We start from the raw sequence: 26,841 nt of genomic DNA, 5'->3' as shown, positions 1-26,841 counted from the left end.
GAATGAGTGTAAAGATACACAAAAACCCCGAAGCATGGACTTTTTTTAAGTGTCCACGATTCGGGGTACAGTTCAATTGAACGATTGCTCTTCTTTTTTCTTCTATTTAAAATATCCTCGAACGATTCCTTTTAAACGATTTGCATGGAATTTGCGTTTATCATTCGAAATATTTTGCGTCATACGGAATGTAGCGGCTGCAACCGCACGTAAAAAGTATGGGAAGCCGTAATGTAAACGAATTACTCTTCCGAAACCACCGGCATAGGAAATGGCTCTTTTTAATGATTGCTCATTAATGACTTCTTCTTTTACTGGATGGTATACGAATAGGTCTTTTTTAAATAGTCCTGTATATCCATTTTTCATACCGCGTAGTACGAAGTCAGTTTCTTCACCAGCTCCGTAAATTGTTCCTGATCCAACACCTAAGTCTTCATCAAATGTACCAACATCTTGCACAAATTGTTTCGTAAAGAATAGTGTGAAAGACGGTCCCATGAATCCATATTTATCATTTAAAATAATATCGGTTTCTGGTGCATGTACTAATGAGCCTGTTCCTTCAACGTTTGTAGTATTTGTTGATATAAATTGAATATCCTTATCCTTATTAAATGTTTCTAGGATGCTTTCCAACACGTTTGTTTCATAAATACAGTCATCATCCGGAAATGCGATAATATCACCATCAGCTACTTTTAATCCTGCATTACGGGCACGGGATAATCCTTTAATAGGCGTATAAATATAGTTGATGGAAAATTTTTCTTTATAATCTGCAAAGAGATCAGAAATTGGTGTATCGTTTTGGTCAACTACAATGAGCTCAAAGTTTTTATAAGTTTGTTTTTCTAATGAGTTTAGTAAATCAAGAATGTCATCACGTCTGCCGCAAGTGGCCATGATTAAAGAAAATTTCAATTGTAACAGCTCCTTCAAGAGGGTTCATTTGTTCATATACAGAAAATAGTTTGTATTTCTTACGTCATTTTACATTAAGCTCTTTTAAATCTTGCTTTTATTTTGTCTAATAGCATAAAGAGAATTTCATCTTTCGCTATGAATAGGATAAGTGCATAAGCCAATCCACATGCTAACATTGTGACGATAACTTGTAGAACTTGTCCGGAAATTATCGTATTCACTAAGAATGCTATTGGTAAAAATGTTAGTGAATAAAACAGGTATTTTAGCTTTTGCATATCGAATAATGTGTAATTTACTTTTAATTTCTTTTTTATATAAATATATTCCAATACAATCAATGTACAGTTAGCAATCGTTGTTGTAATAATTGCTGTTGTTGGTGTAAGTACATGGAAGAATACAAGCGCAAAATTTAATACAAGGTTTATAAAGCCACAAATGAATAAAAAGCGAACTAAAATACTTTCTTTCTTTTTCACATAAATAATTTGGTTGGATAAAATAGATTCAATTCCTACCGAAATCATATAAAATGCGAAAACCATTAATGTGTCACCAGCTCCGGCAAATTGCTTTCCGCCATAAATAATAACAGCTCCGTGAGCGATAAGCATTAAACCAATAGCAGCTGGGAACAACGTAATGAAATATACTTTTGAAATTTTGTTTAGTAATGATTCATATTCTCTTTCAGCTGCGTTTCCTGATAAATAAGAAAGCCTTGGAATTGTAACTTGGACAACACTTAACATAAGTGTGTTAATAATAGTCATAATCTGGAAGGCCATTACATAGAAAGCGACAGTAGCTTCTCCATTAACCTCTAATATGAAGAGGCGATCTAATTGTGTATATAACATATTAGCGTTTGAAAAGATAACAACTAATACTAAGGGCTGTAAATGCGGGACAATTGTTAAATTAGAAAAATCAAATTTAACTTGACGCTTCACATATATAAAGCTAATGATATGGTTTAAAAATGTTGATAAGACTAATAAACCAGCGAATTTTTTATAATCATCCACTCCATGAATTAAAGTGAAAAGAAGCACGACATAAGTAAGCCGGACAATAACCGTTTTCTTCGTAATGAAATCATAATTTTCATGCGCCTCGTTAAACCATTCTACGTAAAACAAATTTGAAATAAAATTGAATCCGAAAATGAGCAGTACAGGAAATAAATTTTTGTCGCCGTATCCAAGGTAACTAAAGAGTACGAATGCCACTAGAGCTAGGATACTGGTTGTAAAGTTAATTACATATAGGCTTGTGAACAATTGTGAAACTTTTTTCTTATCATTTTTTACTAAGCTAATTTCACGTAATCCATATTGGTATACGCCAAATACAGCAAAAATGAAAAAATAATTAAAAATGGTTTCAGCGGAGCTAACTGCTCCTATTGAAGGAGCCCCGAGTGTTCGATAGGCGTAAGGTCCTACTAAAATTGGGAGAATAATATTAAAGGTATTGAGCAATAGTTTATAGAAAATATTTGATACAAGTGACTTTTGCATAATTTCACCTTTCCATACAAATGAAAGTCAAATAAAGCACCTTTCATGTGAATCATATTAGTTTTTGGAATAGATTCCTTAATGAATCAATTACTACCCGTAGTTAATAACCACGGGTATAAGTTTACCTCACATAAACTTTGTAAAGCAACCATTGGTTGATTCGGAAGAGATATAAATAATGCCCCAAATAAAATTGGGGCATTTGCTTTATCTATATTTTAAATTAGAAAGTGCCTGTATGATACGTACAATACCATAGGAGGCAATTAGACATATCAGCGGTATTATGAAATATCCGTAGCGGTCTATAGCAAGGAATATATTTGTAGATGCTACATATACGATAACACTGCTTACTAACATCATAAATCGTTTGTGCTTAAAGGAATTTATCATAAAGCAGAAAGAACTTAGAGCAGTAAAAGCGATTAACAGTTGATGATATTTTTTCAAAAATGGATAGAAGGGATAACTTCCTACCCAAGATGGTCGTATAAATAATTCAATTGTTTTCCCAACAGTAAACCAGGAGAACCAATAAGTAAAGTCTGTGGTAAAACCTTGTTTAATGAGATCTTTAGCATAAACAGTAGAGTCTGTATATCCTGCAGCAATCATATCTTTCCCTATATCTGCCGATCTGGAAAATGGGTTTGCGCCAGCTAGTAATGGATTACCGCCTTGGGTCGAAAATAGGATGAACTCATTTAAAGAAATCCAGTTTCTTAATACCCATGCACCTATAATAAAGAAGGGACCGATGCACCATAGGAGACCAATTTTAATTGACTTCCAAACTCCATAAGTATAAATAACAACAAGTATTGGAATAAGGAGCATAGGGGCTGGGTTTGGACGAAACATCAATAGAATAGAAACTACAACCCCAAACCAAATATGGTATTTTACTTTGTCATATTTCCAACATAATATAAAAACATACAGGGATAAACATAGCAAAAACATGGAAGGTGGTTCCGTTAAAAGCATGCGGAAATATTGATAAATACTAAAGTAACAGGCATATAGTCCAGCCGCTACAATTCCATATGCTTTTCTCTCAAATAATTCTTTCCCGATAAGGTAAAGAACTAGTATAGTGAGTAAATCAAATATTAAGTTAAACCCAGTGGCTACATAATAATAGGGTATATGTGTTACCTTTGATATAATCATGGCTCCAGCAAGCATTAAAGGTTGAGCCGGTGTAACATAGGCGTTTTTCGATGGTGGATCGCTTGGTTCGAGATAAACAAATCCAAAAATACCATGTTCTAATAGCTGTTTAGCAGTTAAAGTATAATTATAAGCATCGACTGCACCAAAATTTTGTTTAATTATCTTTTCATCTACACCAGGTTGCTTTACTAGGCAAAAAATATGTAGTAGCAATGAAAACGCTAAAATTATATATAATGATTTGGGTAGCTCACTTAAATATCGTCGCAATATAATTCACTTTCCTTTCTCTAAAGTATCACTCAAAATTCCATTATAGATTATTTCCACAAATGTGACCAGTTTTATGAAAATATAGAAAAACAAGGAATTGATAAAGGCAGATTATATTTAAATTTATTTATAGTTGTATGGACACAAATTGTTTGTACACTTACAATGGACCTTGAGAAATTGTAAGGATGGCTCGCTCAAGATACTCTCTATTCCACATAATTTGGTTTAAAAAGAGGATAAAATATAATGTAAGGAAGTTAATGTAGTACATTTTAAGTTTTAAATGGTAAAATATAGAAGGATTTAGAAAATAAGAAGAGGATAAGGAACTACATAAAGTGAAATTTCCTTTGTTAGGACTTTGAATGATTTAATTTTATTATGTGTATATTTTAAATTGAAGGAGTAGAATTCATTTGTTCAAGAAATATATTGAAAAACCGTATTTTCTACCATTATTAGTTGTTCTTTTTTTAGGTTTTTTATTAAGATGGACTGTTTTGGTTAAATATGGTGTGGATTTAAATATTGTTAGTGATGATTTAGGATATCAAACTAGTGCGAAAAATTTGTTAGAAAGTGGAATGCTTACATACCATAATGCAGATCAACCAACTATCCATATTATGCCAGGTCAATCATTTCTGCTAGCTGCAATTTTTGGGATATTTGGTAAGGCTAAATTAGGTTTATTTGTAGCAAAAATGACGATGATTTCTTTTGGGGTTCTTAGTATTTATATGACTTTTCGTATTGGAAAGTATATATTTAATCCTACAGTTGGATTGATAGGAGCATTTTTATTAGCGATATATCCTCCAGAAATAGTAATAGATAACTTAACATTGACTGAGAGCCCATTCTTATTTTTATCATTAGCTCTTCTTTATTGGAGTTTAAAACTAGCAGATAGTCATTCAATGAAAGATTTTCTTTTGCTTTTATTGTTTTACTTTTTAGCATTATTTTTCCGTGTTCAAATTGCAATCTATCCAATCTTCCTATTCGGTTATTTACTAATAAAGAGATATCCGTTTAAAATTATGATGAAGCAACTCCTTGTCAGTATAGTGGCATTATTTTTAGTGCTTGGTCCTTGGTGGGTGCGAAACTATATCCAATTTGATAAATTTATACCTCTAACAGCTGGCTCTGGAAACCCATTATTATTAGGGACGTATCAAGGTGAAGGGTATCCAGGCGGGAAGAGTATAGAAGAGATTGAAAAAGAGATATTTAGTGAGTATCCAGATATTCAAGCACATCAATGGATGGAGATGGAGCAAAAAGTAGCAGTCGAACGAATGAAAACGTGGTGGGAAACAGATAAAACCTCGATGTTAAAAAGTTATTTGCTTTTAAAACCGCAGATTTTTTGGGATACACCATATTATTACCCGTATCACCAAATTTCTATTTTTGGTATTGATGGAAAAGACATGAGAGTTATTTATGATTATATCAAGGTCATATTCTTAGTTTGTACGATTATCACATTTTTATTGGCCCCTTCGAAGTGGAGAGAGTGCACATTCTTATTAGCGTTAATTGTTCTTCAAACATACTTTAATACTTTATATTTTGCCTATAATCGGTACGCGTTGCCTCTTATGCCGTTTTTATTCATTATGATAGGAATGGGTATCACAACGTCATTCATGGCTATAAGAAATATAGGAAAGAATGTATTATCTAAGTGAAATTGAAATCTGAAGTAAAAGTTATTTAGTTTTATATAGGTATAATTCATCACCTATCAAAGGGATTTTAAAAAGTGACATGAAAGCTTTATTATTTAAAAGGTGGCCGCGCTATGCAAGGGTCATCTTTTTTTGATTTGAATCAACCTAGGATGTAACTAAAGGATATAGATGAAAATAGATAAAACCCCAAACAATGAATTTTGTTTAAAATTCATTGTTTGGGGTTCTCTGGTAAAATAAAATTCACTTTTAATATATTTTATTTTGCCTGTTCTCTGTCTTTTGCTAGCTTTTGTTTTAATAATGCATATTCTTGTGTTAATGTCACAAGTTGGTGATGTTGTTTAGATAATTTTCGAGTCAAATCAAAAATTAAGATAAAGCAAAATAACAAGCCGAACAAGAATAAAATAGATGGTGGATATTCTACTTTCAGTAGTTTCCCAATCCAATTTATAATTCTATCAGTAGAACTTAAGATAGCCATGGATATACAAACGAAAATCCATAGAATTGAGTATTTTGTTTCTAGGGCTCCTTTACGAATGGAGTTAATAATAATTAAAAACAGTAAGATAATGAAGATGAACGAAAAGGTAATTATTGGCATTTATGATCAACCCTTCACGATTTTTTGCATTAATATAGCGAGACTTACTTTAATCATGTAATATGCAGATTTTAAAGGAGTAATAGATGATTGTCCTCCTTGTCTTTCTTGCATATTTACAGAAATTTCATTGATACGTAAACCTTTTTTCTTTAAGTGGATTAGGACCTCTGGTTCTGGATAATCCTTTGGATAGTTATAAGAAAAGATTTCAATTACTTTTCGGTTAATTGCACGGTAACCAGATGTTGGATCCATAAATGTTTGTCTTGTTAATAATTTTAATAAGGCTGTAAAGTAAAAAATACCAATTCTGCGTGAGAGGCTACCTTTATAAGCTGTTTTCTCAGTAAAACGTGAACCTAGTACCATATCGCACTTATTTTCAGCGATAGGTTGAATGATTTTGTATAAGTCCTCAGGATTATGTTGACCATCTGCATCAAATTGAATTGCAATGTCATATCCGTTTATATCAGCATATTTATAGCCAGTTTGTACAGCAGAGCCAATTCCTAAATTGTATGGTAAATTTACAATATTAACTGGGAATTCTTTTACAATTTCTGATGTTCGGTCGCGTGAACCATCATTAATAACACAAATATCTAATTGCGTGAAATGTTGTTTAAGCTCTAATAGTCTTGTTAATGTATCTCCGATTGCTTCTTCTTCATTGTAGGCAGGAATAATAATCAATGTTTTAGGTATTGAAATTGGTACTTCAACAGACATTTTTGCACCATCCTCTATATAAAAAATATGTAATGATATTAAATTAAATGAGCTAATTTAAGCATACTTTACTTAATATATCATTAAAATTATAACAAAATAAAGGATAAAGTATGTAATTTTTGTAAAATGAAAAGTCTGACTATGCATTTTTTTGATAAAAAATAGCGAATATAGTCTTACTATATTCGCTAAAAGGTTTTCACTTATACACTCCAAGGTTTGCTCAGTGTTAATACATCAGCCATTTCTTTACTTTTTGAACGGTTTTCTTTTTTGCTTTGTGCACGTTCTTTTCCGGTTTTGTATAACCAATGTTCTTCTTCTGTTTCTGGTAACACTTGAGGTACAGAAGACGGCTTGCCATCTTTTAATGCTACGAATGTAATGAAGCAAGTAGCAGCAATGCGGCGTTCCCCTTCTAATAAATTTTCTGCAACGACTTTCACAAATACTTCCATAGATGATTTTCCCGTATAGCAAACGAATGCCTCATAGCAAACGGAATCCGTTTGATGGATTGGAGTTAAAAAGTCAACGGAATCAATGGAGGCCGTTACGCAATGTTTCCTACTATGTCTTGCTGCTGCAATAGATGCGATGCTGTCAATTTCCGCTAATAATTTTCCGCCAAATAATGTTTGATGATTGTTTAAATCATTTGGGAAAACACGCGTTGTTTTAATTGCTTTTGATTCTCTCATAAATTTCTTATCCATATAATCTACTCCTATTTCTGTTTCCTATATAAAAAAGATGGGTATTTTCTATCGAATATTATTTGTTATTTAGACGATTGAGATCCGATAAAAAGTTTACTTCATTAAAATAGAATAATATTGTATTTCTATGCGTGTAACTGAAAGAAAATTTAATTTGTATAGATTGTAGTGTAAAAGAGGTTTCGCTTACATTGCAAGCGAAAAAGTGAATGTTATATTTTTCTATATAAAGTGAAACTTTAATCAGTAGTTTTTTTCATCCCTCACTGATTATTAGCACTAATCAATCAGTACTTTTACAGGCAGTTCATCTCCTAGTTAATTCCGCTCCTTCTGTTTGAATTTCGTGGTGAGAGTATTACTTGCTCGCAAATAGCGGGATAAATTTTCTAACTGTCATGTGCCCATTCATGATAGAATCGTTGTGTTATGAATGGAAATAGAGGTGCAATATACATATGAATAACATACAAACAGGGTTTTCATCTTTTTTTAGTAAAATAATTATTGGAACTATGCTTGCCTTTTTTGTTTATTCTTGCTGGAACGCCTTCGAGGGAAGTAAGCAATTTTTGGGAGGAAGCGCCACAAGTTTAACGATTGTGCTATCAATTTTCGTGATACTCCTTTTACTTCTTGCTTCTATTTTGCAATATCGATTTACGGATAAACAGTTTCTCATTTTTCTAATGAGTATGACAGTGCTGGTTAGGCTTGGAGCAGTTCTCTTTTTTGATGCTCCAGTTATAGGTGATATGAGAGCTATGTATGAGACTGCAAAACAAGTTGCGCTAGGAAGCAATAATGTAACTGTTGTTAGTCAATTACCTTTCATTATATATGAGTCAGTATTGATTCGTGTGTTTGGCGATGCTACATTTGTTTTGCAATTTTTTAATGTTTTGTATTGCGCAGGAACAGCGTTTTTCATTTATCGAATTGCTGCAAGTTTATTTCAAGAAGAATGTGGCCGAATTGCTGCAGTGTTTTACTCGCTATATTTGCCAAATATTCTTTCATGTTCATTATTAACAGGGGAATTATTCTCTATATTTTTATTTTACTTTGCGAGTTATATATTACTACATAAAGGATTGAGTCATTCTTACATGTGGGCATGTGCTGCGATACTATTTGCTCTTAGTAATATGATGTATCCAGTAGGCATATTTATACTTATTTTAGTAATTGTGTATGTCTTGCTAGTGGAAGTGTTCCAAAGTGCAGATAAACAAAATGTATTGTTAAAATTGATAGGGATTTTAGTCGTATTTTATGTTACTCATTTTGCTGTGAATTATGGGATTCAAGCAATGGGAATAAAACAGTATGCCATTTCTAACGATGCGTATGTGCAATCGGTTTTAATCGGGGAAGAGCGTAATAAACAAGAAACCGTTCAAGCACAAAGTATGAAAGAGCGCTTGAGTCAAAAGTTAAAAGAGTTAGAAACAGAGCGGTTAGCTGTGGTTAAGCCAAGTATAGATCAGGTATCATCAGAGGGAATGAATGGGATATTGCTAAAAGGTGAAAAACTCATCTTTATAGCTGTAACTTTATTTATGTCAATTGCGCTTTTACATTTCCTTATTCAGAAACAAAAGAGCGAAGGCTATATGTTGTTACTGTTACTTATAACAGGATATATTGGAATGAAGCTTTTTAATGCAGATATTGTGTATGATGGTTTAACGATACCAAGTCTTTTCATTTTACAAAGTTTAGGTGTATATATGTTGTCATCCTATTGTCAAAAGCTATTTTTCAAAAAATAAAGTGAAGCCTTGCGTAGCAGGAAGGTTTGATCTTATATTTTTAGGGGAATCTTGAAGCGTGTGATAAAAGAAAACTCACCGTTTTTTAAAATGGTGAGTTTTTTCTTATATTTAGGCAATAAGGAGTAACTATTATAAATAAAGAGAATTCGATTTGAATTCTCTTAATGACTTTTATTAGCTTTTGCATGAGCCTTAAAGAAGACTGGAAAATGCACATTATATATAACAGTGACTACACGTATGATGAACGTTACTAGTAAGCAGATATAAAAGGCTAATACGTGTGCACCCATTTCATACGTAATTAGGAAACTAATTGCACCTAGAATAGAAGCAATTGCATAGATCTCTTTACGGAATACATAGGGAATATCTTGAGCGCAAATATCGCGCATAATCCCTCCACCAATACCTGTAATAACACCCATCGAAACAACTAAAAATGAAGCATCAACGTGATGCGACATTGCAGCGTTTGCGCCAATAGCAGTAAAAACGCCTAAACCGACAGCATCTGAAAGCATGATTACAACTTGAAGTTTATTAATGCGTTCAAAAAACATACAAGTAAAGAGAGCTGCTAATACACTGACCAAAAAGTAAATCGGTTGTACAAATGCAACGGGAGGTAGGTTACCAATCATAATATCACGAATAATTCCGCCACCGAGTGCAGTAGCTACAGCTAAACAAAGGACACCAAATAAATCTAGATCTTTCTTTAAACCAACTAATGTACCAGAAATGGCAGCGGCGACAATGCCAAGAAACGTAAATATTTCGATTAATAACATAGCTCTAATCCCTTCCTCTTAAAGATGTTCCAGAGCAAAATATACACTAAAGTTTTAGAAATAACAATTACTTTTCGTTACATGTAGAAAAAAAGAAAAAATGGGGAAAGAAAGCGTTTGAAGATACGAGATATGTGACATGTGAGAAGGGGATTTATTATCTTTTATCTGCATAAATAGGAAGTGGTTAACTAAAAAATTATGGTATAATAAATATTTGAGACGAGTTAGAGGTTTATTGTAAATTGTATAAAGTGAGATAAGGTAATGATAGTTATGGGGGTTCGAGATGTTAGGAAATAATAATTTAAGTAATAAATTCGGGAATTTTTTATTGATTTTCATTATGTTACAGCCGGTTTTAGACTTACTCACGTCATTTTGCATCATGGTTTTAAAGATTGATACGACAATTGGAATTATTACGCGTCTATTTGTAATGGTTCTTGGTGGAATCTATATTTTATTTCAGGCAAGAGAAAAAGAAAATCGTAAATATATCATATATTTAATAGTAGTTGGAATTGTTCTTGCTGCAGGTTTAGTAAATAATAAATTGGTCAAAAGCCCTATCATTTTGGGAGAAGAAATTAAATTTATAGCAAAAGCATTATATCCATTTATTATGCTTACTTGTTACATTTTTGTGTTTAAATCATTACGTGAAAAAGCAAATGCATATTCAAAAATGCGTAACTATATTGTGTATTCAGCATTAATTATAAATAGTATCATGGTTATTTCGATTGCGACAGGAACTGATTATAATAGCTACGAGTGGGTGAAACTTGGTTCACGTGGTTGGTTCTATGCAGGAAATGAACTAGGATCTATTTTAGCAGTTATATGCCCAATTGTTGTTCTATATTCAATTGAAAAAACAACAAGCATAGCGAAAAGTTATTTTTGGATTCCTTCTATTTTAATTATCTTCTCATTATTTGCTGTTGGTACGAAGGTGGGAGTTGGAGCCATTTTTGGCACAATGGTTGTTGCTGTTTTCATGTGCTTTGTTCAGGCATTTTTACAGCGTAAAGATAGAAATAAGAAGTCATATTTACTGAACGGCATCCTTGCAACTGTTGTTTTTGCTGGAGCACTAGCATATACACCGTTTTCGCCATTCTTAAAAAATATGGGATTTCACGTCCAAGGTCTTAATGAGAAAAAAGAAGTGAAAAAGGCAGAAGAAAAGAAGGAAGAAAAAACGCATCATAAACCGCCTGTAACACAAGCGGAAAAAGCAAAAGAAAAAGAAATAGAGAAAAAAGAGGAAACACAAGCAATAATCTTCAGTGGACGTGAGATATTTGAGAAAATGTATGAAGATTACTATGCAGAAGCTCCAACATCTCAAAAATTATTTGGTATGGGATATGCTGGGAATTTCAAAGAGAAACCGAAGCTAATTGAAAGGGACTTTCATGATTGGTTCTATACATTTGGGATTGTCGGTTTCATCCTACTTTTAATCCCATTTTTATACTTCGGTGTGAAAATTCTTCTCGTACTAGTGACTAGGTTTAAAGAGGTATTTACAGTAAGATACGGGTTATTAGCAACCGCACTAGGATTAGGTATGGGTATTGCATTTATAGCGGGACATGTATTTACAGCGCCTGGAGTAAGTATTTATTTTGCTGTAATTTTTGCATATTTAATTGTTGATTTAGAAATTGAATGATAGAAAAATAAAAGCTAGCGTCACGTTAGCTTTTATTTTTTGTTATAGTAAACTATAAGAGAACATAAAGATGGAGGAAGAAAGAGATGAAAGTGTTGCATATGAATGCTGGAGCAGAAGAAGGTGGCGGGAAAACTCACATTATTTCACTTTTGTCGCAATTTCCAAAAACTGAAGTTGAACTAGTTGTGTTTGAAGAAGGTGCAATTGCTAGAGAAGCAAGAGAACTCGGAATGAAAGTGCACGTTTTTTCTCAATCATCTCGTTATGACATATCGATTCTTTCTAAAATACGTACGTTTATTAACGAAGGACACTTTGATATTGTACATACACATGGTGCGCGCGCGAACTTTTATCTTTCTCTTCTAAAAAGGAAGATACGTGCAAAATGGGTAACAACGGTTCATAGTGATCCAACTCTTGATTTTATGAAGCGTGGTTTGAAAGGTTGGATCTTTACAAAGTTAAATTTATATTCATATAAGAAAGTTGATTTGTTTTTTGCAATTACAGAACGTTTTAAGCGAAATACTGTAGCACTCGGTGTGCCAGCAGATAAAATTTGTACCATTTATAACGGGATTGAGTATGATGACATTCCAGTGAAACCTTATAACTTAAAAGATGAATTAGGTATACAAGAAGGAGTATTTACAGCGATTCAAGTAGCCCGCCTTCACCCTGTAAAGGGGCATAATATTTTATTCGATGCCTTGCAAAAAATAACAACTCCTAATATGAAAGTATTGTTAGTTGGCGATGGCCCGATTAAAGAAGAGTTGAAAGAAGCAGTAAGGCAGAAAGGGTTAGAAGATAAAGTATTATTTTTAGGTCATCGTTCGGATGTAAAAGAATTATATGCATCCGCCGATATTAATTTATTAACTTCTTATAGTGAAAGCTTTCCGCTTGTGTTATTAGAAGCTGCAAATCAACGTTTAACGTCTATTGCAACGAATGTTGGTGATATGGAACAGTTGATTGTCGATCCTACATACGGATGGATTGTGCCAATTGGTGATGCACATGCATTAGCAAGTGCATTAGAGGAAGGATATAAGAAGTGGGAGAATGGCGAATTAGCGGCGATGGGTGAACGTTTGTATGAGCATGCTTCTTCTCATTTCTCATTACGAAATCTATATGAAGATACTTATAAAGCATATAAAAAACTTTTATTGAAATAGAGAGGATTATAATTATGGCAGTACAAACAGTTGATATTTTAGGTGTCCCTTTTTCTACGATGACAATGGAAGAGACAATTCAATATATCATGAAGCAGCTAGAATCAGAACAAACTCATACATTTCAAGTTGTAACAGCGAATCCAGAAATCGTAATGTGTGCCAAAAAAGACCCAAGTTTTCATCAAACCCTTTTAGAAACAGATTTGATTACACCGGATGGTATTGGTGTTGTAAAGGCAAGTGGTATGCTAGGGACACCATTAAAAGAGCGCGTAGCAGGTTTTGATTTAATGAGTGATTTATTTGGAGCGTTATCGAAAGAGAATAAATCTGTATCTGTTTTTTTACTGGGAGCGAAACCACATGTTGTGAAGGGTGCTGCTGATCATTTAACAAAAACTTATTCAGCTGTATCTATTGTTGGTACGCAGGATGGGTATTTTAAACAAGAAGAGGAAGAGGGCATCATTGCTCGCATTCAAGAAGTAAAACCGGATATTTTACTTGTAGCTCTTGGATTCCCAAGACAAGAAAACTTTATTCAAAATAATAAGCATCGCTTACAAACAAAAGTAGCTGTTGGTGTAGGTGGCAGTCTGGACGTTTGGGCAGGAGAAGTAAAACGTGCACCAAAATGGATTCAAGCAATTCATCTAGAATGGTTTTACCGTCTATGTAGCAATCCGACGCGTTGGCGTCGTCAGCTTGTATTAGCTGAATTTCTAAAAGAAGTGATGCGTTCGAAAAAGTAGCGATATTTCGCTACTTTTTTTATTTGTGAAAGCTAAAAATGTAGTATTCTCCACTAATGGAAGCTCTATTTTATGGGAAGATTAAAAGGAAACTTTTAAGTGAAAATAGGGATAAAAGTATTTTACTTATACAATATACACATGTAAAATGAAGTGTAAAGACACCTGTGTGAGGAGGACTTCTAGTGGGGGATATAAAAGAAATTTCAAAGCGCAAGCTTCTTGGAATAGCGGGGCTTGGTTGGTTATTTGATGCAATGGATGTTGGCATGCTTTCATTTGTCATCGTTGCGCTGCAAAAAGAATGGGGAATAAGTAGTCAGGAGATGGGATGGATCGGAAGTATCAATTCTATTGGTATGGCGGTGGGAGCACTTTTATTTGGCATATTAGCAGATAAGTTGGGGCGCAAGTCTGTTTTTATTATGACATTATTATTATTTTCTATCGGTAGTGGGTTAACGGCATTAACAACAACATTAGCTATGTTTCTTATATTGCGTTTTTTAATCGGTATGGGGCTTGGTGGAGAATTACCAGTAGCTTCGACACTTGTATCTGAAAGTGTCGAGGCTCATGAACGTGGGAGAATTGTTGTATTACTAGAAAGCTTTTGGGCGGTTGGTTGGTTAATTGCAGCTCTAATTTCTTATTTTGTAATTCCAAAGTATGGCTGGCAAGTAGCGATGGTATTAAGTGCGATTCCAGCTCTTTATGCACTGTATTTACGATGGAATCTACCAGATTCGCCGCAATTTGAAAAAGTTGAGAACAAACAATCTGTTATTACAAATATAAAGGCGGTTTGGTCTGGAGAATATCGAAAAGCGACGATTATGTTATGGATTTTATGGTTCTGTGTTGTCTTTTCTTATTATGGCATGTTTCTTTGGTTACCAAGTGTAATGGTACTAAAAGGATTTAGTCTAATAAAAAGTTTCCAGTACGTATTAATTATGACATTGGCACAGCTGCCCGGATACTTTACTGCTGCATGGTTTATTGAACGCCTCGGCCGTAAGTTTGTGTTAGTTACGTATTTAATTGGCACAGCATGCAGTGCGTACGTCTTTGGAGTAGCCGAATCGCTTACAACATTGGTGATAGCAGGAATGTTACTGTCCTTCTTTAATTTAGGAGCATGGGGTGCGTTATATGCATATACACCTGAGCAGTATCCGACAGTAATTCGCGGTACTGGAGCAGGTATGGCTGCAGCATTTGGCCGTATTGGTGGTATTCTCGGTCCATTGCTAGTAGGTTATCTTGTTGCTTCACAAGCGTCTCTTTCATTGATCTTTACAATTTTTTGCGGTTCCATTTTAATTGGGGTGCTTGCAGTAGTTATGCTAGGGCAAGAAACGAAGCAGCAAGAGTTGGTATAACGAAAGAAGGGAGTCCAAGAGGCTTCCTTTTTTGTTGTTTTTAAGGAAAGTGATGGTATAGTAAATAGAAAATAAGGCTAGAAAAAGGGATTGTTTCTTACTAAGGCGAATGTATACAACAAGACATATGGACAAAAGAATTAGGTGGTTGGGCAGATGAAAATTTTACTTATCATGGAAGATGCAGAACATCGAAATCGATTCATTGAGATATTTACAGAAAATATGCGAAATGTAGAGTGCTTTGAAGCAGGAACAGGAATGGAATCTTTACAAGTAGCTAAAAAGCATATTCCTGATTTCGTTTTTTTAGATACAGAATTAAAAGATGGTACAGGGTTTGAATTCTCTAGTTTATTACAACAATTAAATTGCGATACAAAGTTTATTTTTATCGGTGAGGATATAGAAGAGGCGATAACAGCTTTTCGCTTCCAAGCGTTTTATTATTTACGACGACCATTTCGTGAAGAAGATTTACAATTTCTCGTATATAGAATGGAACAAGACAAAGGAAAGAAAATAAAAAGCCATTTGCGAAAACTTCCGATTGAAAGTCATGAAGGGATTACGTATATTTTTCCAGAGGATATTGTATATGTAAGTAAGAATAAGGAGAATAAAACGGTTTCAATTTATACAGCGAATAATCAGTATATTTCAACATATACACTTCAAGAATTGGAAAATAAATTAACAGCATATGATTTTTTACGTGTTCATAAAAGTTATTTAATAAATGTTATGCATGTTCAGGCATTAAAGCCTTATTATAATGGAACGTATAACCTTTATTTAGATAGGTATGATGAGAAACCGATTCCTGTTAGTCGAAACTATGTAAAACGACTTCGAAATAAAATTGAACTATGACAAGTTGTAAGTGAATTTCAACATGTTAACATAAGAATCCTTCATGATAAGGAGGATTCAAATTAAATATTCAGAAAATTTAGTACAATCTCCACTAAGAAGTAGTATAGGGGGGATTGTATGTGAAGGCGTTTAAGTCAATTTTACTTTGGGGTATCATCGCAGCATTAGGAGCAACCGGATTTGGTGTAATTGCCCTATCACAAGGTGAAACAATTAATGCTGTATGGCTATTAGTAGCAGCTGTTTCTGTATATGCAGTTGCTTATCGTTTTTATAGTAGATTTATTGCACAAAAAGTATTTGAGCTAGATAATAATCGGCAAACACCTGCTGAGACGCTAAATGATGGAAAGGATTATGTTCCAACAAATAAATGGGTATTATTTGGACATCACTTTGCGGCAATTGCAGGAGCGGGTCCATTAGTAGGGCCGATTTTAGCAGCGCAAATGGGATATTTACCAGGAACAATTTGGATTATTGTTGGAGTTGTAATTGCAGGAGCAGTACAAGATTTTGTTATTTTATTTGCTTCCATGAGACGTAATGGAAAATCATTAGGCGAAATGATTAAAGATGAGATTGGTCCTGTAACAGGATTAATTGCGATGATTGGTATTTTAGGTATTATGATCATTTTATTAGCAGTATTAGCTTTAGTAGTTGTGAAAGCACTTGTCGGTAGCCCTTGGGGAATGTTTACGATTGCAGCGACAATTCCAATCGCTATTTTAATGGGTGTTTATATGCGTTATATTCGCCCAGGGCGTGTTGGAGAAGGATCAGTTATCGGTATTATTTTACTTCTTTTATCTCTTGTTGGAGGACAGTATGTAGCTGAGAATCCTACGCTTGCAAGCATGTTTACTTTTAGCGGTGAAACAATTGCAATTATGCTTATTGTATACGGTTTTATTGCGTCTGCATTACCGGTGTGGATGCTCCTTGCCCCACGTGATTATTTAAGTACATTTTTAAAGGTCGGAACGATTGTTGGGCTAGCAATTGGAATTCTAATTGTAGCACCAAACTTACAAATGCCGGCTGTATCCAAGTTCATTGACGGAACAGGTCCAGTGTTTTCCGGAAATCTATTTCCGTTTCTATTTATTACAATTGCTTGCGGGGCTGTATCAGGATTCCATGCTTTAGTTTCCTCTGGTACTACGCCGAAGATGATTGAAAGAGAAGGGCACGCACAACCAATTGGTTACGGGGCAATGTTAATGGAATCGTTCGTTGCGGCGATGGCCATGATCGCAGCTTGTGTATTAACACCAGGGACATATTTTGCAATTAATAGTCCGGCAGCTCTTATCGGAACGGATGTATCACAAGCAGCTCAAGTTATTTCTTCTTGGGGATTTGCAATTACACCAAATGAATTAAAGGATCTTGCTGTAAATGTTGGTGAACAAACGATACTATCTCGTACAGGAGGAGCGCCAACATTAGCAATTGGGATGGCCTACATCTTTTCACAAGTAATTGGTGGAACTGCGATGATGGCATTCTGGTATCATTTTGCTATTTTATTTGAAGCACTATTTATTTTAACGACAATTGATGCTGGTACACGTGTAGGGCGATTTATGATTCAAGATATTTTAGGGCATGTATATAAACCATTTGCGAAAACAGATTCTACACTGGCTAATGTGATTGCAACAACGTTATGTGTGTTAGGATGGGGGTATTTCTTATACCAAGGTGTAGTTGATCCGCTCGGTGGAATTAATACATTATGGCCACTCTTTGGAATTGCTAACCAGATGTTAGCGGGTATTGCGTTATTGCTCGGAACAACGATATTGTTCAAAATGGGGAAAAAGGCGTACGTTTGGGTTACGCTTATCCCAACGGTAGGTTTGCTGATTGTGACGATGACAGCAGGCTACCAAAAATTATTCCATGAGAATCCGAAAATTGGATTTTTATCGCATGCAAAAGTATTCCAGAGCGCCTTAGATGAAGGGGAAATACTAGCACCGGCCAAAAATGTGGCACAAATGAAGCAAATTATCTTCAATGATTATATCGATGCTACGCTTTGTGGAATTTTCATGTTAGTTGTAATAGCAGTTCTTATTTCTGCTATTCGTATATGGATTAAAGTATTGCAAAATAAATCTATACCATTAAAAGAAGCACCATATATTCCAAGAGATGAAAGTGAGTCGAGAAATTATGCTTAAAAAATTGGAGAAGGTGTGGAGAACACGAAAGCAATTTATTAGTTTGCTTGTTGGAGTACCAAGTTATGAAACGTACGTTACCCATATGAAAGAGTACCACCCAGAAGCACCGATTTTATGTCGAAAACAGTTTTTTGCTGAGGCGCAAGAAGCTAGGTTCAATGCGAAAGGTGGAAAAATATCAAGATGTTGTTGAAGAGAAAGAGCGATTCGTCGCTCTTTTTTTACTTTTTTGTTGTTTCACGTGAAACAGCAAGAAAGTAAAAAGTTTTGGAATTGATAGAAGTAAAATAAGTTTAGCATCATAAAAAACAAGCTATCTATAGATAGCTTGTTTTTTATGATGCTATTTGCGGGCAGTAATACTCCCACCTCAAAGTTCAGCGAAAGCAAAGAAATTACGTGGGAGATAAACTACCCGTAAAATTCCGATTGGTGAGGGCTGATAATCAGTGGGGATGAAGCCCCACTGATTAAAGTTTCACTTTATTCCTTATACAAGTTCTTTTCCAGCAGCAAATTTACGATATGCACCGTGATGTGTTGGTCCTACATATTCGTTAATTTTGAATGAGTGACGAATTGCTGCTGTGATGAATTCTTTTGCAGTTTTTACCGCCTCTTTTACAGATTTACCTTTTGCAAGTTCTGCTGTAATTGCTGCAGAGTATGTACAACCTGCGCCGTGTGTATTTGTTGTATCAATTTTCTTTGATTCTAAAAGATCAAATGTTTCTCCATCGTACAATACATCGATTGCAGTTTCTGTACCTAGCTTGCTACCGCCTTTAATTAGTACATATTTTGCACCTAAAGCATGGATTTTTTTAGCAGCTTCTTTCATGTCTTCAAGAGAATTAATTTTCACACCGCTTAGTTGATATGCTTCAAATAGGTTTGGTGTAACAACTAATGCTTTTGGAACAAGTACATCGCGTAAGCAGTCATTTGTTTCAGGATGCAATGCTTCATCTGCACCTTTACAAACCATAACTGGGTCTACTACTACATTTTGTAGATCATGCTTTTCAATTGTTTCAGCAACCATTTCAATGATTTCAACAGATCCAAGCATACCCGTTTTTAAAGCATCAACACCAACACCTTCAATTGTTGTTTCTAATTGTGGTTTGAGTGTAGAAGCAGGAATCGGGAATACGTTATGTGCCCAGCCGTTATGTGGATCCATTGTTACGATTGTTGTAAGAGACGTCATTCCGTATACACCAAGTTCTTGAAACGTTTTTAAATCTGCTTGTATACCAGCGCCACCGCTTGTGTCAGAACCAGCGATTGTAAGTGCTTTGTTTAATGTCATTGTGAAAGCCCCCTCAGGTGATATAATGAAAACTACATTTTTAACCATTATATCAATCTTATGAATAAGTACAAAGTGAAAAAGTTACTTGTTTGTTTGAGAATACATTGAATTTGGTACAATGAGAAAAGAAAATATTGTATGTAGGAGACAATTTATGTTTCAAGAGAACCGTATAAGCGAATTAGCGATATTAAAAGAGATTGCAGAAACATTAAATACATCCAATGATACATATCATGTGCTACAAGCGGTATTAGAAAAATTGCTGCATGTAACAGGATTAACAACAGGATGGATTTTTCTTGCTGATGAAAATGGTAGGTATACAAAATTAATTGATTATCATTTACCAGCAGCGCTTACCTTTCAAGATAAAAAGCCAATGTGCGAAGGAGAATGCTGGTGTTTGCGCCGTTTTGTGGAGGGGAAATTAGAACGAGCAGTTAATATTATTGAATGTAAACGAATTAACAATGCGGTTGAAAATAATTGGGGTGATACAGAAGGAATTCTTCATCATGCAACCGTTCCATTAAAAGCTGGCGAAGAAGAGTTTGGAGTCTTAAATGTCGCTAGTCCAGGGAAAACACATTTTTCTGAAGAAGAACTGATGCTATTACAATCGGTTGCCCTGCAAATTGGAACAGCTTTAAAACGAACGAAACTATATGAAAATGAAAAGAAACGGGCTCATTATTATGTGAAACTAGAGCGTTTTATTCAGGAACTAAGAAAAATTCATAAGTTAAATACATTACCAGAAGAAGTTGTAAAACAAGTGGGAGATGTATTTCTATGGGAGCAAGTTGCATTTTTTATACAAGAAGAAAAAAAGATATCCATGCGAGCTTGTTATAAGAAATATGTATCGGAAAGAGATATGGAGTTAGAGAGTATTGCAAAAGAAGCGATAGAAAAAAATCAGCCTGTTTTGTTGAAAAGACAGTCTAATGCCTCTAGCATTGTTGCTCTAATACAAATTCGAAATCAAGTGTTTGGTGTTTTATGCGTGAGTTCGAAGCATGGAGAGTTTGATGAGAACACTGTAGGTATTGTACAAGCGTTAACGAATCATATTTCATTAATGATTGAGAATTTACGGTTAAATAAACAGCGGCGTGAACTTGCTCGGATGGAAGAACGAAACCGTTTGGCAAGGGATCTGCATGATTCAGTTTCACAAAAGTTATTTTCATTAACATTTATGACGAAGGGTACCGAAGCTGTTTTAAAGGGACAAAATGAAACGGTAGATCAATCTCTTCATGAGATGAGGGAATTAGCACAAGCTGCCTTAAAAGAAATGCGAGCACTTATTTGGCAACTTCGTCCAGCAGGGTTAGAAAAAGGTTTGCTACTCGCTTTAAAGCAATATGGAGAGAACTTAGGGCTGAACATTCGTGAGCAAGTTAAAGGTGTGCGTGAGTTACCGCGTGTAGTGGAAGAAACATTATGGCGAATTGGACAAGAGGCTTTAAATAATGTGAGTAAACATGCGAGGGTAACAGAGGCGACAATTTATTTGAAAGTAACAGAGAAAGAAGTGTCTTTAGAGGTAGTTAATTATGGCCTCGGTTTTATAGAAAAAGATATAAAAGAGAAGAAATCGCTCGGTATGACAACAATGCGTGAACGCGCAGAGTTAATTGGCGGATGGATTACGATTGTAAGTGAGAAAAAGCGAACAAGTATAAAAGTTATCGTACCATTATAATGCGATGTGAAAATGAGGGAAACTTGTGAAGATAAAAGTATTATTAGTTGATGATCATACAGTTGTTTTAAAAGGATTAGCATTTTTTTTAAGCACACAAGAGGATCTTGAATTGGTTGGAGAGGCGAATAATGGGAAAGAAGCGTTGGTAAAGGTTCAAGAAGTACAGCCAGATATAGTTTTGATGGACCTGTATATGCCAGAGATGGATGGGATTGAAGCGACCGCATGCATCAAAAAGGAATATCCAAATGTGAAAGTACTCGTATTAACTAGTTTTTCCGATCAAGCGCATGTCTTGCCGGCTTTAAAAGCTGGGGCAAGCGGATATATTCTAAAAGATGTCGAGCCTGATCAACTTGTGGAAGCAATTCGTAGCGCATATAAAGGAAATATCCAGCTTCACCCTGATATAGCAAGTACACTTCTTTCTCAAACTTTGCCGCAAGAAGAGAAACAGGAGTCATCAAATATTCATGTAGATGTACTAACGGCAAGAGAGAATGAAGTGTTGCGGCTCTTGGCAAAAGGGATGAGTAATAAGGAAATTGCATCCGTGTTAGTGATTACAGAAAAAACAGTAAAAGCTCATGTAAGTAGTATTTTAGGAAAATTAAATTTATCGGATCGTACACAAGCAGCTTTATATGCAGTGAAAAATGGGGTCGTATAAGACAAAAGTCGTAGGACTTAGTTAGTCTTTAGGAGGCGGACTTTTTTTATGAAAAGATACGTCTATGTGAGGAAGAAATTGTTAGGATGAGAGGATAAAATGTATTTGTAAACAACAATAATTACAAGGGATTGTCCCTTTTTAGTGAGTAGATAATAAACCACGTAAGAGTAAGTAATAGGAGGAAAAAAGGCATGACAACAGTTTTATTTGTAAAAGCTAACAACCGCCCAGCGGACCAAGCAGTTAGTGTGAAATTATATGAAGCGTTTTTAGCAAGTTATAAAGAAGCACATCCCAATGATACAGTGGTAGAACTTGATTTATACAATGAAGAATTACCATATGTAGGAGTAGATATGATTAACGGCACATTTAAAGCAAGTAGAGGATTTGATTTAACAGCAGAAGAAGCAAAAGCAGTAGCTGTTGCTGATAAATATTTAGATCAATTCCTTGCAGCTGATAAAGTAGTATTTGGTTTCCCGTTATGGAACTTAACAATTCCAGCTGTACTGCACACATATATCGATTACTTAAACCGCGCTGGTAAAACATTTAAATATACACCAGAAGGCCCAGTAGGTCTTATTGGAGATAAGAAAATTGCGTTATTAAACGCACGCGGTGGTGTATATTCTGAAGGACCAGCAGCAGAAGTAGAAATGGCTGTTAAATATGTAGCAAGCATGATGGGCTTCTTCGGTGTAACAAATATGGAAACTGTTATCATTGAAGGTCATAATCAATTCCCAGATAAAGCAGAAGAGATTATTGCAGAAGGTCTTGAGAAAGCTGTTAAAGTAGCAAGCATATTCTAATGAACAAAATAATCGTTACTCAATAAGCAGTATCAATGTCTTTATGGCATTGGTAATGCTTTTTTTATTGTCGTTTGAGTTCATCTGCTAACTGTTGTAATTGCTTTCTGTCTTGTATCAAATACATTCTTCCTTCTTTTTTTAACCAATTTTGCTGACAAAATTGCTTTAATACGTATAAGAGATGACGATAGCTAACGTTTAAGTATTCAGAGGCCTCTGTATGTTTTTCAAGGTAACAATTGCTTTGCTCTGTTAACAAAATGAACGCCGCTAATCGATTTTCTAAAGGGTAGTTATAGCTTTTGGCATATTGTTCAGTTCGAGTAATTGTTTTTTCTCCAATGAATTTGCACAATTGCTGTAAGAAATGGGCGTCTTGTAATAAGAGATGGCGACAATCTTTCAAGGGAAGAGCTAAACAGATACATGCTTCCATAGCTTCAATCCCTTTTGTTAATGTCTCTACTCCAATTAATCCTAATTCTCCAATGATTGATGGTGCTTTTATAAAATTAATTAAGGAAATCCTGCCATTCTGATGACTCATATATATTTTTGCTTTTCCTGAAATTAAGTAATAGAGGTAGGGAAATTCCTCTCCTTCGTTACAAATGGTTTCTTTTTTTTGAAACGAATGAACTTCTATATATGGCAAAATGTCAAACGAAAAGAACGTTTGAAAGTTGAAGCATTTTACATAACTAGGAATCTTATCTGAATCTTTTTCGATTTTCATTTTTTCACCTCGCATTTAGTATGAGATATCTCCTATTCTTTTTACAAGCAGGAGTGATACGATTTGTTTGATGACAAAAGAAAAAGCGTATTTTGATAGAAGAAAGGGAGAGAAGCAACATGAAGAAATATCAAACATTACTATTTGATGTAGACGATACGTTATTAGATTTTAAAGCAGCGGAAAGAACAGCGTTACATTTGCTTTTTGAGGAACAAAAAATTCCTTTAACTGATGAAATTGCAGCACATTACAAAAAAATAAACCAAAATCTGTGGAAATCCTTTGAAGAAGGAAAAATAGAGCGTGATGAGGTAGTGAATACTCGATTTTCAATTTTATTTAAGAAGTATGGTCAAGAGGTGGATGGCCTTTTGTTTGAAAAAAAATATCGTAGTTATTTAGAAGAAGGAAATCAGCTTATTCATGGAGTGTTTGAATTCATACAAAATATTCAAACCCAATATGATTTATATATTGTGACAAATGGTGTTTCTAAAACGCAAGATAAACGTCTGCATAATTCAGGATTACATTCATTCTTTAAGGGCATTTTTGTTTCAGAAGACACTGGTTATCAAAAACCAATGAAGGAATACTTCGATTATGTCTTTGCACGAATTTCTAATTTTTCTGTGGAGAAAGGATTAATTATCGGGGATTCTTTAAGTGCAGATATTAAAGGTGGGCAGCTAGCCGGGCTAGATACTTGCTGGTTTAATCCTGAAAAGAAGTTAAACGATAGCGGGATAGTTCCGACTTATGAAATTCAAACTTTTGATGAGCTGTATGAAATTTTAAAATGTTAGTTCTTTTGAGGTTTTAAGGAAAATTTTATCATTTTAACCGAGAAGACCCCCTCCTCTAAACGAAGTGAAGGTGGGGGTAGTTCAATTTACTATTCGATATTTGCACTAGCCGCTTGTTTATTCTCACTATTGTTAGGGAGTGGAAATAAATTTCCAATCATTGCAGCTCCAAGCATCGGTAATAATAAATTAATCGGGAAAAACATAAGTAATAGCACTGTAATAGCGATTGGTTTTCGTAATGCATAGCTTGAAATGGCTGTCGTCACGATAGCTACAGAAGCAATTGGATCTAGCGGTATGACAGTGGCCATAGCATATCCAATACTTGCTCCAGCAAATATAATCGGAAAAATGTGTCCTCCACGCCAACCTGTATTTAAACAAACTGCCGTTATACATAATTTTAAAACACCTGAAAGAAACAGCATCCCAAATGATAATTCTGTCCACTCATTCACTAATTCTTTTAATTGGTGTTCTCCTGAAAACATAGTATATGGGAGGAAAGTTCCGGCAATCCCTAAAATAATGCCACCTATAATCCCTAATGTTAGTTTATATTCTTGAAAAGGATGTACTACTTTTTCCAATGTATGTTCTACCTTGAAGTAAAAATAGCCTATACTAGCACCTATACAAGCAAGAGGTAGAAAGGCAACCCATTCATGAAGCGCAAAAGATCCTTCTCCAAAATTAACAATAAAAGATCCTCGATTATCAAATTTACTAAGCAATAAATAAACAGAAAAACCAGCCAAAGTAGTAGCGACATATACGATAGCTTTTTTCCCTTTGGAAACTTCAGCAAGTCGTTCATTCTCATTTTCACTTGGAGCTAAGTAACCGAATAACGGTGCATTAAAAATAACACTTAAAGTAGCACCAATTCCAATTTCTGTTAGTCCTTGCATTCCTTTTACAGCAAAGTGAAAGCGATCGCCAACCCATGTACAAAGCCCGCCTATAATCCCAACAAGTGCTGCTTCGGGCCCTAAGCTTGCTCCAAATACTAAAACAATAATAGCTGTTAATGTAGCTTGATGTACAAAACGGTATTCAATCCTACCTGTTTTCTTATATTCAGCCATTACCTCTGGCATTAAACGTGGGTATGTACCAAAGTACTTTTGTGATAGTCCAATAAGAAAACCACCGATTATTGTTACACAAATTGTGTAATAAGATGGTAATGCAAATTCTTTAGGTAAATATTCCCAAACGAAATGAATTCCAGCATTGGTGACAACTAAAAATAACCAGACTGTGGCACCAACGATAGAACCTAGAAATATACCGTACACGATGAGTAAATAGTGCATATTTCTCCTAATAGTCAATTTTTATGCCTCCTCTATTTATACGTTATTATGAAAAATTAGAGATTCTAATACGAAAATAATGAATTGAATATGCATATTATCATTTTAAAGAATTACTTATTCAACATATATTATAAACATCATTAGTATTATTTCTTTTAAAGAAGCAAAATACAAGTGATGTTTAAAGCTTTTGATTTTATCGAAATGATACTGCTCATGTCATGTACGGAAATAAATATAAATTGTCTAAAATGCTATTGTAATCCCTACGAGAATTGTATACTAGTATAAGTTAAAATACGCATTAGATTTAGGAGGTTTCTTGTTTGATTCGTGATTTGAAAGAACAAGCGCTTGATGAGCTTGATGAAAGATGGGGATTAGCAGTAGGAGTTACTACATTGTTCTTTATATTCCCTTTCGTATGGTCTTGGAGCTGGAGTAAAGTAATAGAATCGTTTATGATGGATATTATTGTCATGCTAATGGTTGGGCCCTTAACTTTAGGTGCTTACTATCTTGCCTTAAATACAGTTCGTGACAAGACAGCTGGGATTGGGCAATTATTTAAATGGTGTAAAGGGTTAAATAAGCTTATTAAATCAATTTTAATATATTTACTAATGGATATCTATATTACTTTATGGACATTGCTATTTATCATTCCAGGGATTGTTAAAATTTTCTCTTACACTATGACATTTTTTATTTTAAATGATCATCCGGAATTTTCAATGAACCAAGCTATTACGGAAAGTCGTCGTATGATGAACGGACATAAGATGGATTATTTCTTAATATGTTTAAGTTTTATTGGCTGGTTTATACTAAGTATCCTTACTTTAGGAATCGGTTTCTTATGGTTGATTCCATATTTTTATACTACAAAAGCAGCGTTTTATGAGAAAGTTTCAACAGACTATTATAAAAGAAAATCTTATGTTTAAAAACAACAAAGCATAAATGTTAATGGTTCATGCTTGCTGTTCTTTATAAGCATTTTATAAATTGTTATACCATTGAACGACTTGTGACCTCTTACTTTAACGATTGTGTTATGGTATATGATCTATATATCACTTACAGTAGATGCTTTACACG

General features: G+C 34.4%; 24 protein-coding genes. 14 read left to right on the top strand and 10 right to left on the bottom strand.

What is annotated here, in order from left to right; translation table 11 throughout:
* Positions 1 to 102 precede the first annotated feature (102 nt).
* From JDS96_RS14595 to JDS96_RS14585, 3 genes are all read right to left on the bottom strand, one after another.
* Positions 103 to 924 (bottom strand): glycosyltransferase family 2 protein, encoded by an 822-nt coding sequence (locus JDS96_RS14595; RefSeq protein WP_097793971.1) that lies wholly within the window; start codon positions 922 to 924, stop codon positions 103 to 105.
* A 74-nt stretch (positions 925 to 998) separates the two neighbouring features.
* On the bottom strand, positions 999 to 2,453 hold the full coding sequence (locus tag JDS96_RS14590; RefSeq protein ID WP_199667229.1) for an oligosaccharide flippase family protein: 1,455 nt from the start codon (positions 2,451 to 2,453) through the stop codon (positions 999 to 1,001).
* A gap of 210 nt (positions 2,454 to 2,663) precedes the next feature.
* The gene (locus JDS96_RS14585; RefSeq protein WP_206777092.1) at positions 2,664 to 3,905 is read right to left on the bottom strand and encodes an ArnT family glycosyltransferase; all 1,242 of its coding nucleotides are present in this window, start codon (positions 3,903 to 3,905) and stop codon (positions 2,664 to 2,666) included.
* Positions 3,906 to 4,327: 422 nt separating this feature from the next.
* On the opposite strand from JDS96_RS14585, the gene JDS96_RS14580 reads away from it, so the two are divergent.
* Positions 4,328 to 5,611, top strand: coding sequence for an ArnT family glycosyltransferase (locus tag JDS96_RS14580; RefSeq protein ID WP_199667228.1), 1,284 nt, complete (start codon positions 4,328 to 4,330; stop codon positions 5,609 to 5,611).
* Between the two features lie 262 nt (positions 5,612 to 5,873).
* Here the strand turns inward: JDS96_RS14580 and JDS96_RS14575 are convergent, their stop codons facing one another.
* From JDS96_RS14575 to JDS96_RS14565, 3 genes are all read right to left on the bottom strand, one after another.
* Positions 5,874 to 6,224, bottom strand: coding sequence for a DUF2304 domain-containing protein (locus JDS96_RS14575; protein ID WP_018764858.1), 351 nt, complete (start codon positions 6,222 to 6,224; stop codon positions 5,874 to 5,876).
* Positions 6,225 to 6,230: 6 nt separating this feature from the next.
* Positions 6,231 to 6,959, bottom strand: coding sequence for a glycosyltransferase family 2 protein (locus tag JDS96_RS14570; RefSeq protein WP_006096734.1), 729 nt, complete (start codon positions 6,957 to 6,959; stop codon positions 6,231 to 6,233).
* A 206-nt stretch (positions 6,960 to 7,165) separates the two neighbouring features.
* Positions 7,166 to 7,678, bottom strand: a complete 513-nt coding sequence (locus JDS96_RS14565; RefSeq protein WP_003209287.1) for an acyl-CoA thioesterase — start codon at positions 7,676 to 7,678, stop codon at positions 7,166 to 7,168.
* Between the two features lie 461 nt (positions 7,679 to 8,139).
* Between JDS96_RS14565 and JDS96_RS14560 the strand changes: the two genes are divergently transcribed.
* Entirely contained in the window at positions 8,140 to 9,456 is a 1,317-nt protein-coding gene (locus JDS96_RS14560) for a glycosyltransferase family 39 protein (protein WP_199667227.1), read from the top strand.
* 164 nt (positions 9,457 to 9,620) lie between these two features.
* On the opposite strand, the gene JDS96_RS14555 is transcribed toward JDS96_RS14560, so the two are convergent.
* Positions 9,621 to 10,253 (bottom strand): trimeric intracellular cation channel family protein, encoded by a 633-nt coding sequence (locus JDS96_RS14555; protein WP_003202516.1) that lies wholly within the window; start codon positions 10,251 to 10,253, stop codon positions 9,621 to 9,623.
* Between the two features lie 289 nt (positions 10,254 to 10,542).
* Here JDS96_RS14555 and JDS96_RS14550 point away from each other — a divergent pair, with 289 nt between their 5' ends.
* The 7 genes from JDS96_RS14550 (at position 10,543) to JDS96_RS14520 (ending at position 18,534) form a co-directional block, all read left to right on the top strand.
* Positions 10,543 to 11,937, top strand: coding sequence for an O-antigen ligase family protein (locus JDS96_RS14550; protein WP_199667226.1), 1,395 nt, complete (start codon positions 10,543 to 10,545; stop codon positions 11,935 to 11,937).
* An 86-nt stretch (positions 11,938 to 12,023) separates the two neighbouring features.
* Positions 12,024 to 13,127, top strand: coding sequence for a glycosyltransferase family 4 protein (locus JDS96_RS14545; protein WP_199667225.1), 1,104 nt, complete (start codon positions 12,024 to 12,026; stop codon positions 13,125 to 13,127).
* Positions 13,128 to 13,141: 14 nt separating this feature from the next.
* The gene (locus JDS96_RS14540) at positions 13,142 to 13,882 is read left to right on the top strand and encodes a WecB/TagA/CpsF family glycosyltransferase (protein WP_003202522.1); all 741 of its coding nucleotides are present in this window, start codon (positions 13,142 to 13,144) and stop codon (positions 13,880 to 13,882) included.
* Between the two features lie 185 nt (positions 13,883 to 14,067).
* On the top strand, positions 14,068 to 15,267 hold the full coding sequence (locus JDS96_RS14535; protein ID WP_003202523.1) for an MFS transporter: 1,200 nt from the start codon (positions 14,068 to 14,070) through the stop codon (positions 15,265 to 15,267).
* Between the two features lie 156 nt (positions 15,268 to 15,423).
* On the top strand, positions 15,424 to 16,140 hold the full coding sequence (locus JDS96_RS14530; RefSeq protein ID WP_199667224.1) for a LytR/AlgR family response regulator transcription factor: 717 nt from the start codon (positions 15,424 to 15,426) through the stop codon (positions 16,138 to 16,140).
* Between the two features lie 122 nt (positions 16,141 to 16,262).
* Entirely contained in the window at positions 16,263 to 18,338 is a 2,076-nt protein-coding gene (gene cstA, locus JDS96_RS14525) for a carbon starvation CstA family protein (protein WP_199667223.1), read from the top strand.
* A complete protein-coding gene (locus JDS96_RS14520) occupies positions 18,331 to 18,534 on the top strand; it encodes a YbdD/YjiX family protein (protein WP_026008488.1) in 204 nt (67 codons plus the stop codon). The genes cstA and JDS96_RS14520 overlap by 8 nt, the downstream gene beginning before the upstream one ends.
* A gap of 297 nt (positions 18,535 to 18,831) precedes the next feature.
* Here the strand turns inward: JDS96_RS14520 and pdxK are convergent, their stop codons facing one another.
* Positions 18,832 to 19,656, bottom strand: a complete 825-nt coding sequence (gene pdxK / locus JDS96_RS14515) for a pyridoxine/pyridoxal/pyridoxamine kinase (protein WP_199667222.1) — start codon at positions 19,654 to 19,656, stop codon at positions 18,832 to 18,834.
* A 157-nt stretch (positions 19,657 to 19,813) separates the two neighbouring features.
* On the opposite strand from pdxK, the gene JDS96_RS14510 reads away from it, so the two are divergent.
* From JDS96_RS14510 to JDS96_RS14500, 3 genes are all read left to right on the top strand, one after another.
* Positions 19,814 to 21,373, top strand: a complete 1,560-nt coding sequence (locus tag JDS96_RS14510) for a sensor histidine kinase (protein ID WP_199667221.1) — start codon at positions 19,814 to 19,816, stop codon at positions 21,371 to 21,373.
* Between the two features lie 25 nt (positions 21,374 to 21,398).
* Complete coding sequence (locus JDS96_RS14505) at positions 21,399 to 22,046, top strand: response regulator (RefSeq protein WP_098609657.1); 648 nt, start codon at positions 21,399 to 21,401, stop codon at positions 22,044 to 22,046.
* Positions 22,047 to 22,240: 194 nt separating this feature from the next.
* Positions 22,241 to 22,867: an FMN-dependent NADH-azoreductase gene (locus JDS96_RS14500; RefSeq protein WP_003202357.1), complete on the top strand. Its 627-nt coding sequence runs from the start codon at positions 22,241 to 22,243 to the stop codon at positions 22,865 to 22,867.
* A gap of 64 nt (positions 22,868 to 22,931) precedes the next feature.
* On the opposite strand, the gene yeiL is transcribed toward JDS96_RS14500, so the two are convergent.
* Entirely contained in the window at positions 22,932 to 23,606 is a 675-nt protein-coding gene (gene yeiL, locus JDS96_RS14495; RefSeq protein ID WP_029427499.1) for a transcriptional regulator YeiL, read from the bottom strand.
* 119 nt (positions 23,607 to 23,725) lie between these two features.
* Between yeiL and JDS96_RS14490 the strand changes: the two genes are divergently transcribed.
* Positions 23,726 to 24,415 carry a YjjG family noncanonical pyrimidine nucleotidase gene (locus tag JDS96_RS14490; RefSeq protein WP_199667220.1) on the top strand — a complete coding sequence of 230 codons (690 nt, stop codon included), beginning with the start codon at positions 23,726 to 23,728 and terminating at the stop codon, positions 24,413 to 24,415.
* Positions 24,416 to 24,504: 89 nt separating this feature from the next.
* Here JDS96_RS14490 and JDS96_RS14485 read toward each other — a convergent pair whose 3' ends face one another.
* A complete protein-coding gene (locus JDS96_RS14485) occupies positions 24,505 to 25,737 on the bottom strand; it encodes a chloride channel protein (protein WP_374220999.1) in 1,233 nt (410 codons plus the stop codon).
* A gap of 329 nt (positions 25,738 to 26,066) precedes the next feature.
* On the opposite strand from JDS96_RS14485, the gene JDS96_RS14480 reads away from it, so the two are divergent.
* Positions 26,067 to 26,687 (top strand): DUF975 family protein, encoded by a 621-nt coding sequence (locus JDS96_RS14480; RefSeq protein ID WP_199667218.1) that lies wholly within the window; start codon positions 26,067 to 26,069, stop codon positions 26,685 to 26,687.
* Positions 26,688 to 26,841 lie beyond the last annotated feature (154 nt).

Source organism: Bacillus cereus group sp. N21, from assembly GCF_016483395.1.
GTDB lineage: Bacteria > Bacillota > Bacilli > Bacillales > Bacillaceae_G > Bacillus_A > Bacillus_A pseudomycoides.
This window is presented reverse-complemented; position numbering and strand designations above follow the sequence as displayed.

Coding starts and splice junctions, on each gene's coding strand:
- JDS96_RS14590 (WP_199667229.1), bottom strand. CDS start 2,453: ATGCAAAAGTCACTTGTATCAAATATTTTCTATAAACTATTGCTCAAT.
- JDS96_RS14575 (WP_018764858.1), bottom strand. CDS start 6,224: ATGCCAATAATTACCTTTTCGTTCATCTTCATTATCTTACTGTTTTTA.
- JDS96_RS14570 (WP_006096734.1), bottom strand. CDS start 6,959: ATGTCTGTTGAAGTACCAATTTCAATACCTAAAACATTGATTATTATT.
- JDS96_RS14565 (WP_003209287.1), bottom strand. CDS start 7,678: ATGGATAAGAAATTTATGAGAGAATCAAAAGCAATTAAAACAACGCGT.
- JDS96_RS14560 (WP_199667227.1), top strand. CDS start 8,140: ATGAATAACATACAAACAGGGTTTTCATCTTTTTTTAGTAAAATAATT.
- JDS96_RS14555 (WP_003202516.1), bottom strand. CDS start 10,253: ATGTTATTAATCGAAATATTTACGTTTCTTGGCATTGTCGCCGCTGCC.
- JDS96_RS14550 (WP_199667226.1), top strand. CDS start 10,543: ATGTTAGGAAATAATAATTTAAGTAATAAATTCGGGAATTTTTTATTG.
- JDS96_RS14545 (WP_199667225.1), top strand. CDS start 12,024: ATGAAAGTGTTGCATATGAATGCTGGAGCAGAAGAAGGTGGCGGGAAA.
- JDS96_RS14540 (WP_003202522.1), top strand. CDS start 13,142: ATGGCAGTACAAACAGTTGATATTTTAGGTGTCCCTTTTTCTACGATG.
- JDS96_RS14530 (WP_199667224.1), top strand. CDS start 15,424: ATGAAAATTTTACTTATCATGGAAGATGCAGAACATCGAAATCGATTC.
- JDS96_RS14520 (WP_026008488.1), top strand. CDS start 18,331: ATGCTTAAAAAATTGGAGAAGGTGTGGAGAACACGAAAGCAATTTATT.
- pdxK (WP_199667222.1), bottom strand. CDS start 19,656: ATGACATTAAACAAAGCACTTACAATCGCTGGTTCTGACACAAGCGGT.
- JDS96_RS14510 (WP_199667221.1), top strand. CDS start 19,814: ATGTTTCAAGAGAACCGTATAAGCGAATTAGCGATATTAAAAGAGATT.
- JDS96_RS14500 (WP_003202357.1), top strand. CDS start 22,241: ATGACAACAGTTTTATTTGTAAAAGCTAACAACCGCCCAGCGGACCAA.
- yeiL (WP_029427499.1), bottom strand. CDS start 23,606: ATGAAAATCGAAAAAGATTCAGATAAGATTCCTAGTTATGTAAAATGC.
- JDS96_RS14490 (WP_199667220.1), top strand. CDS start 23,726: ATGAAGAAATATCAAACATTACTATTTGATGTAGACGATACGTTATTA.
- JDS96_RS14485 (WP_374220999.1), bottom strand. CDS start 25,737: ATGCACTATTTACTCATCGTGTACGGTATATTTCTAGGTTCTATCGTT.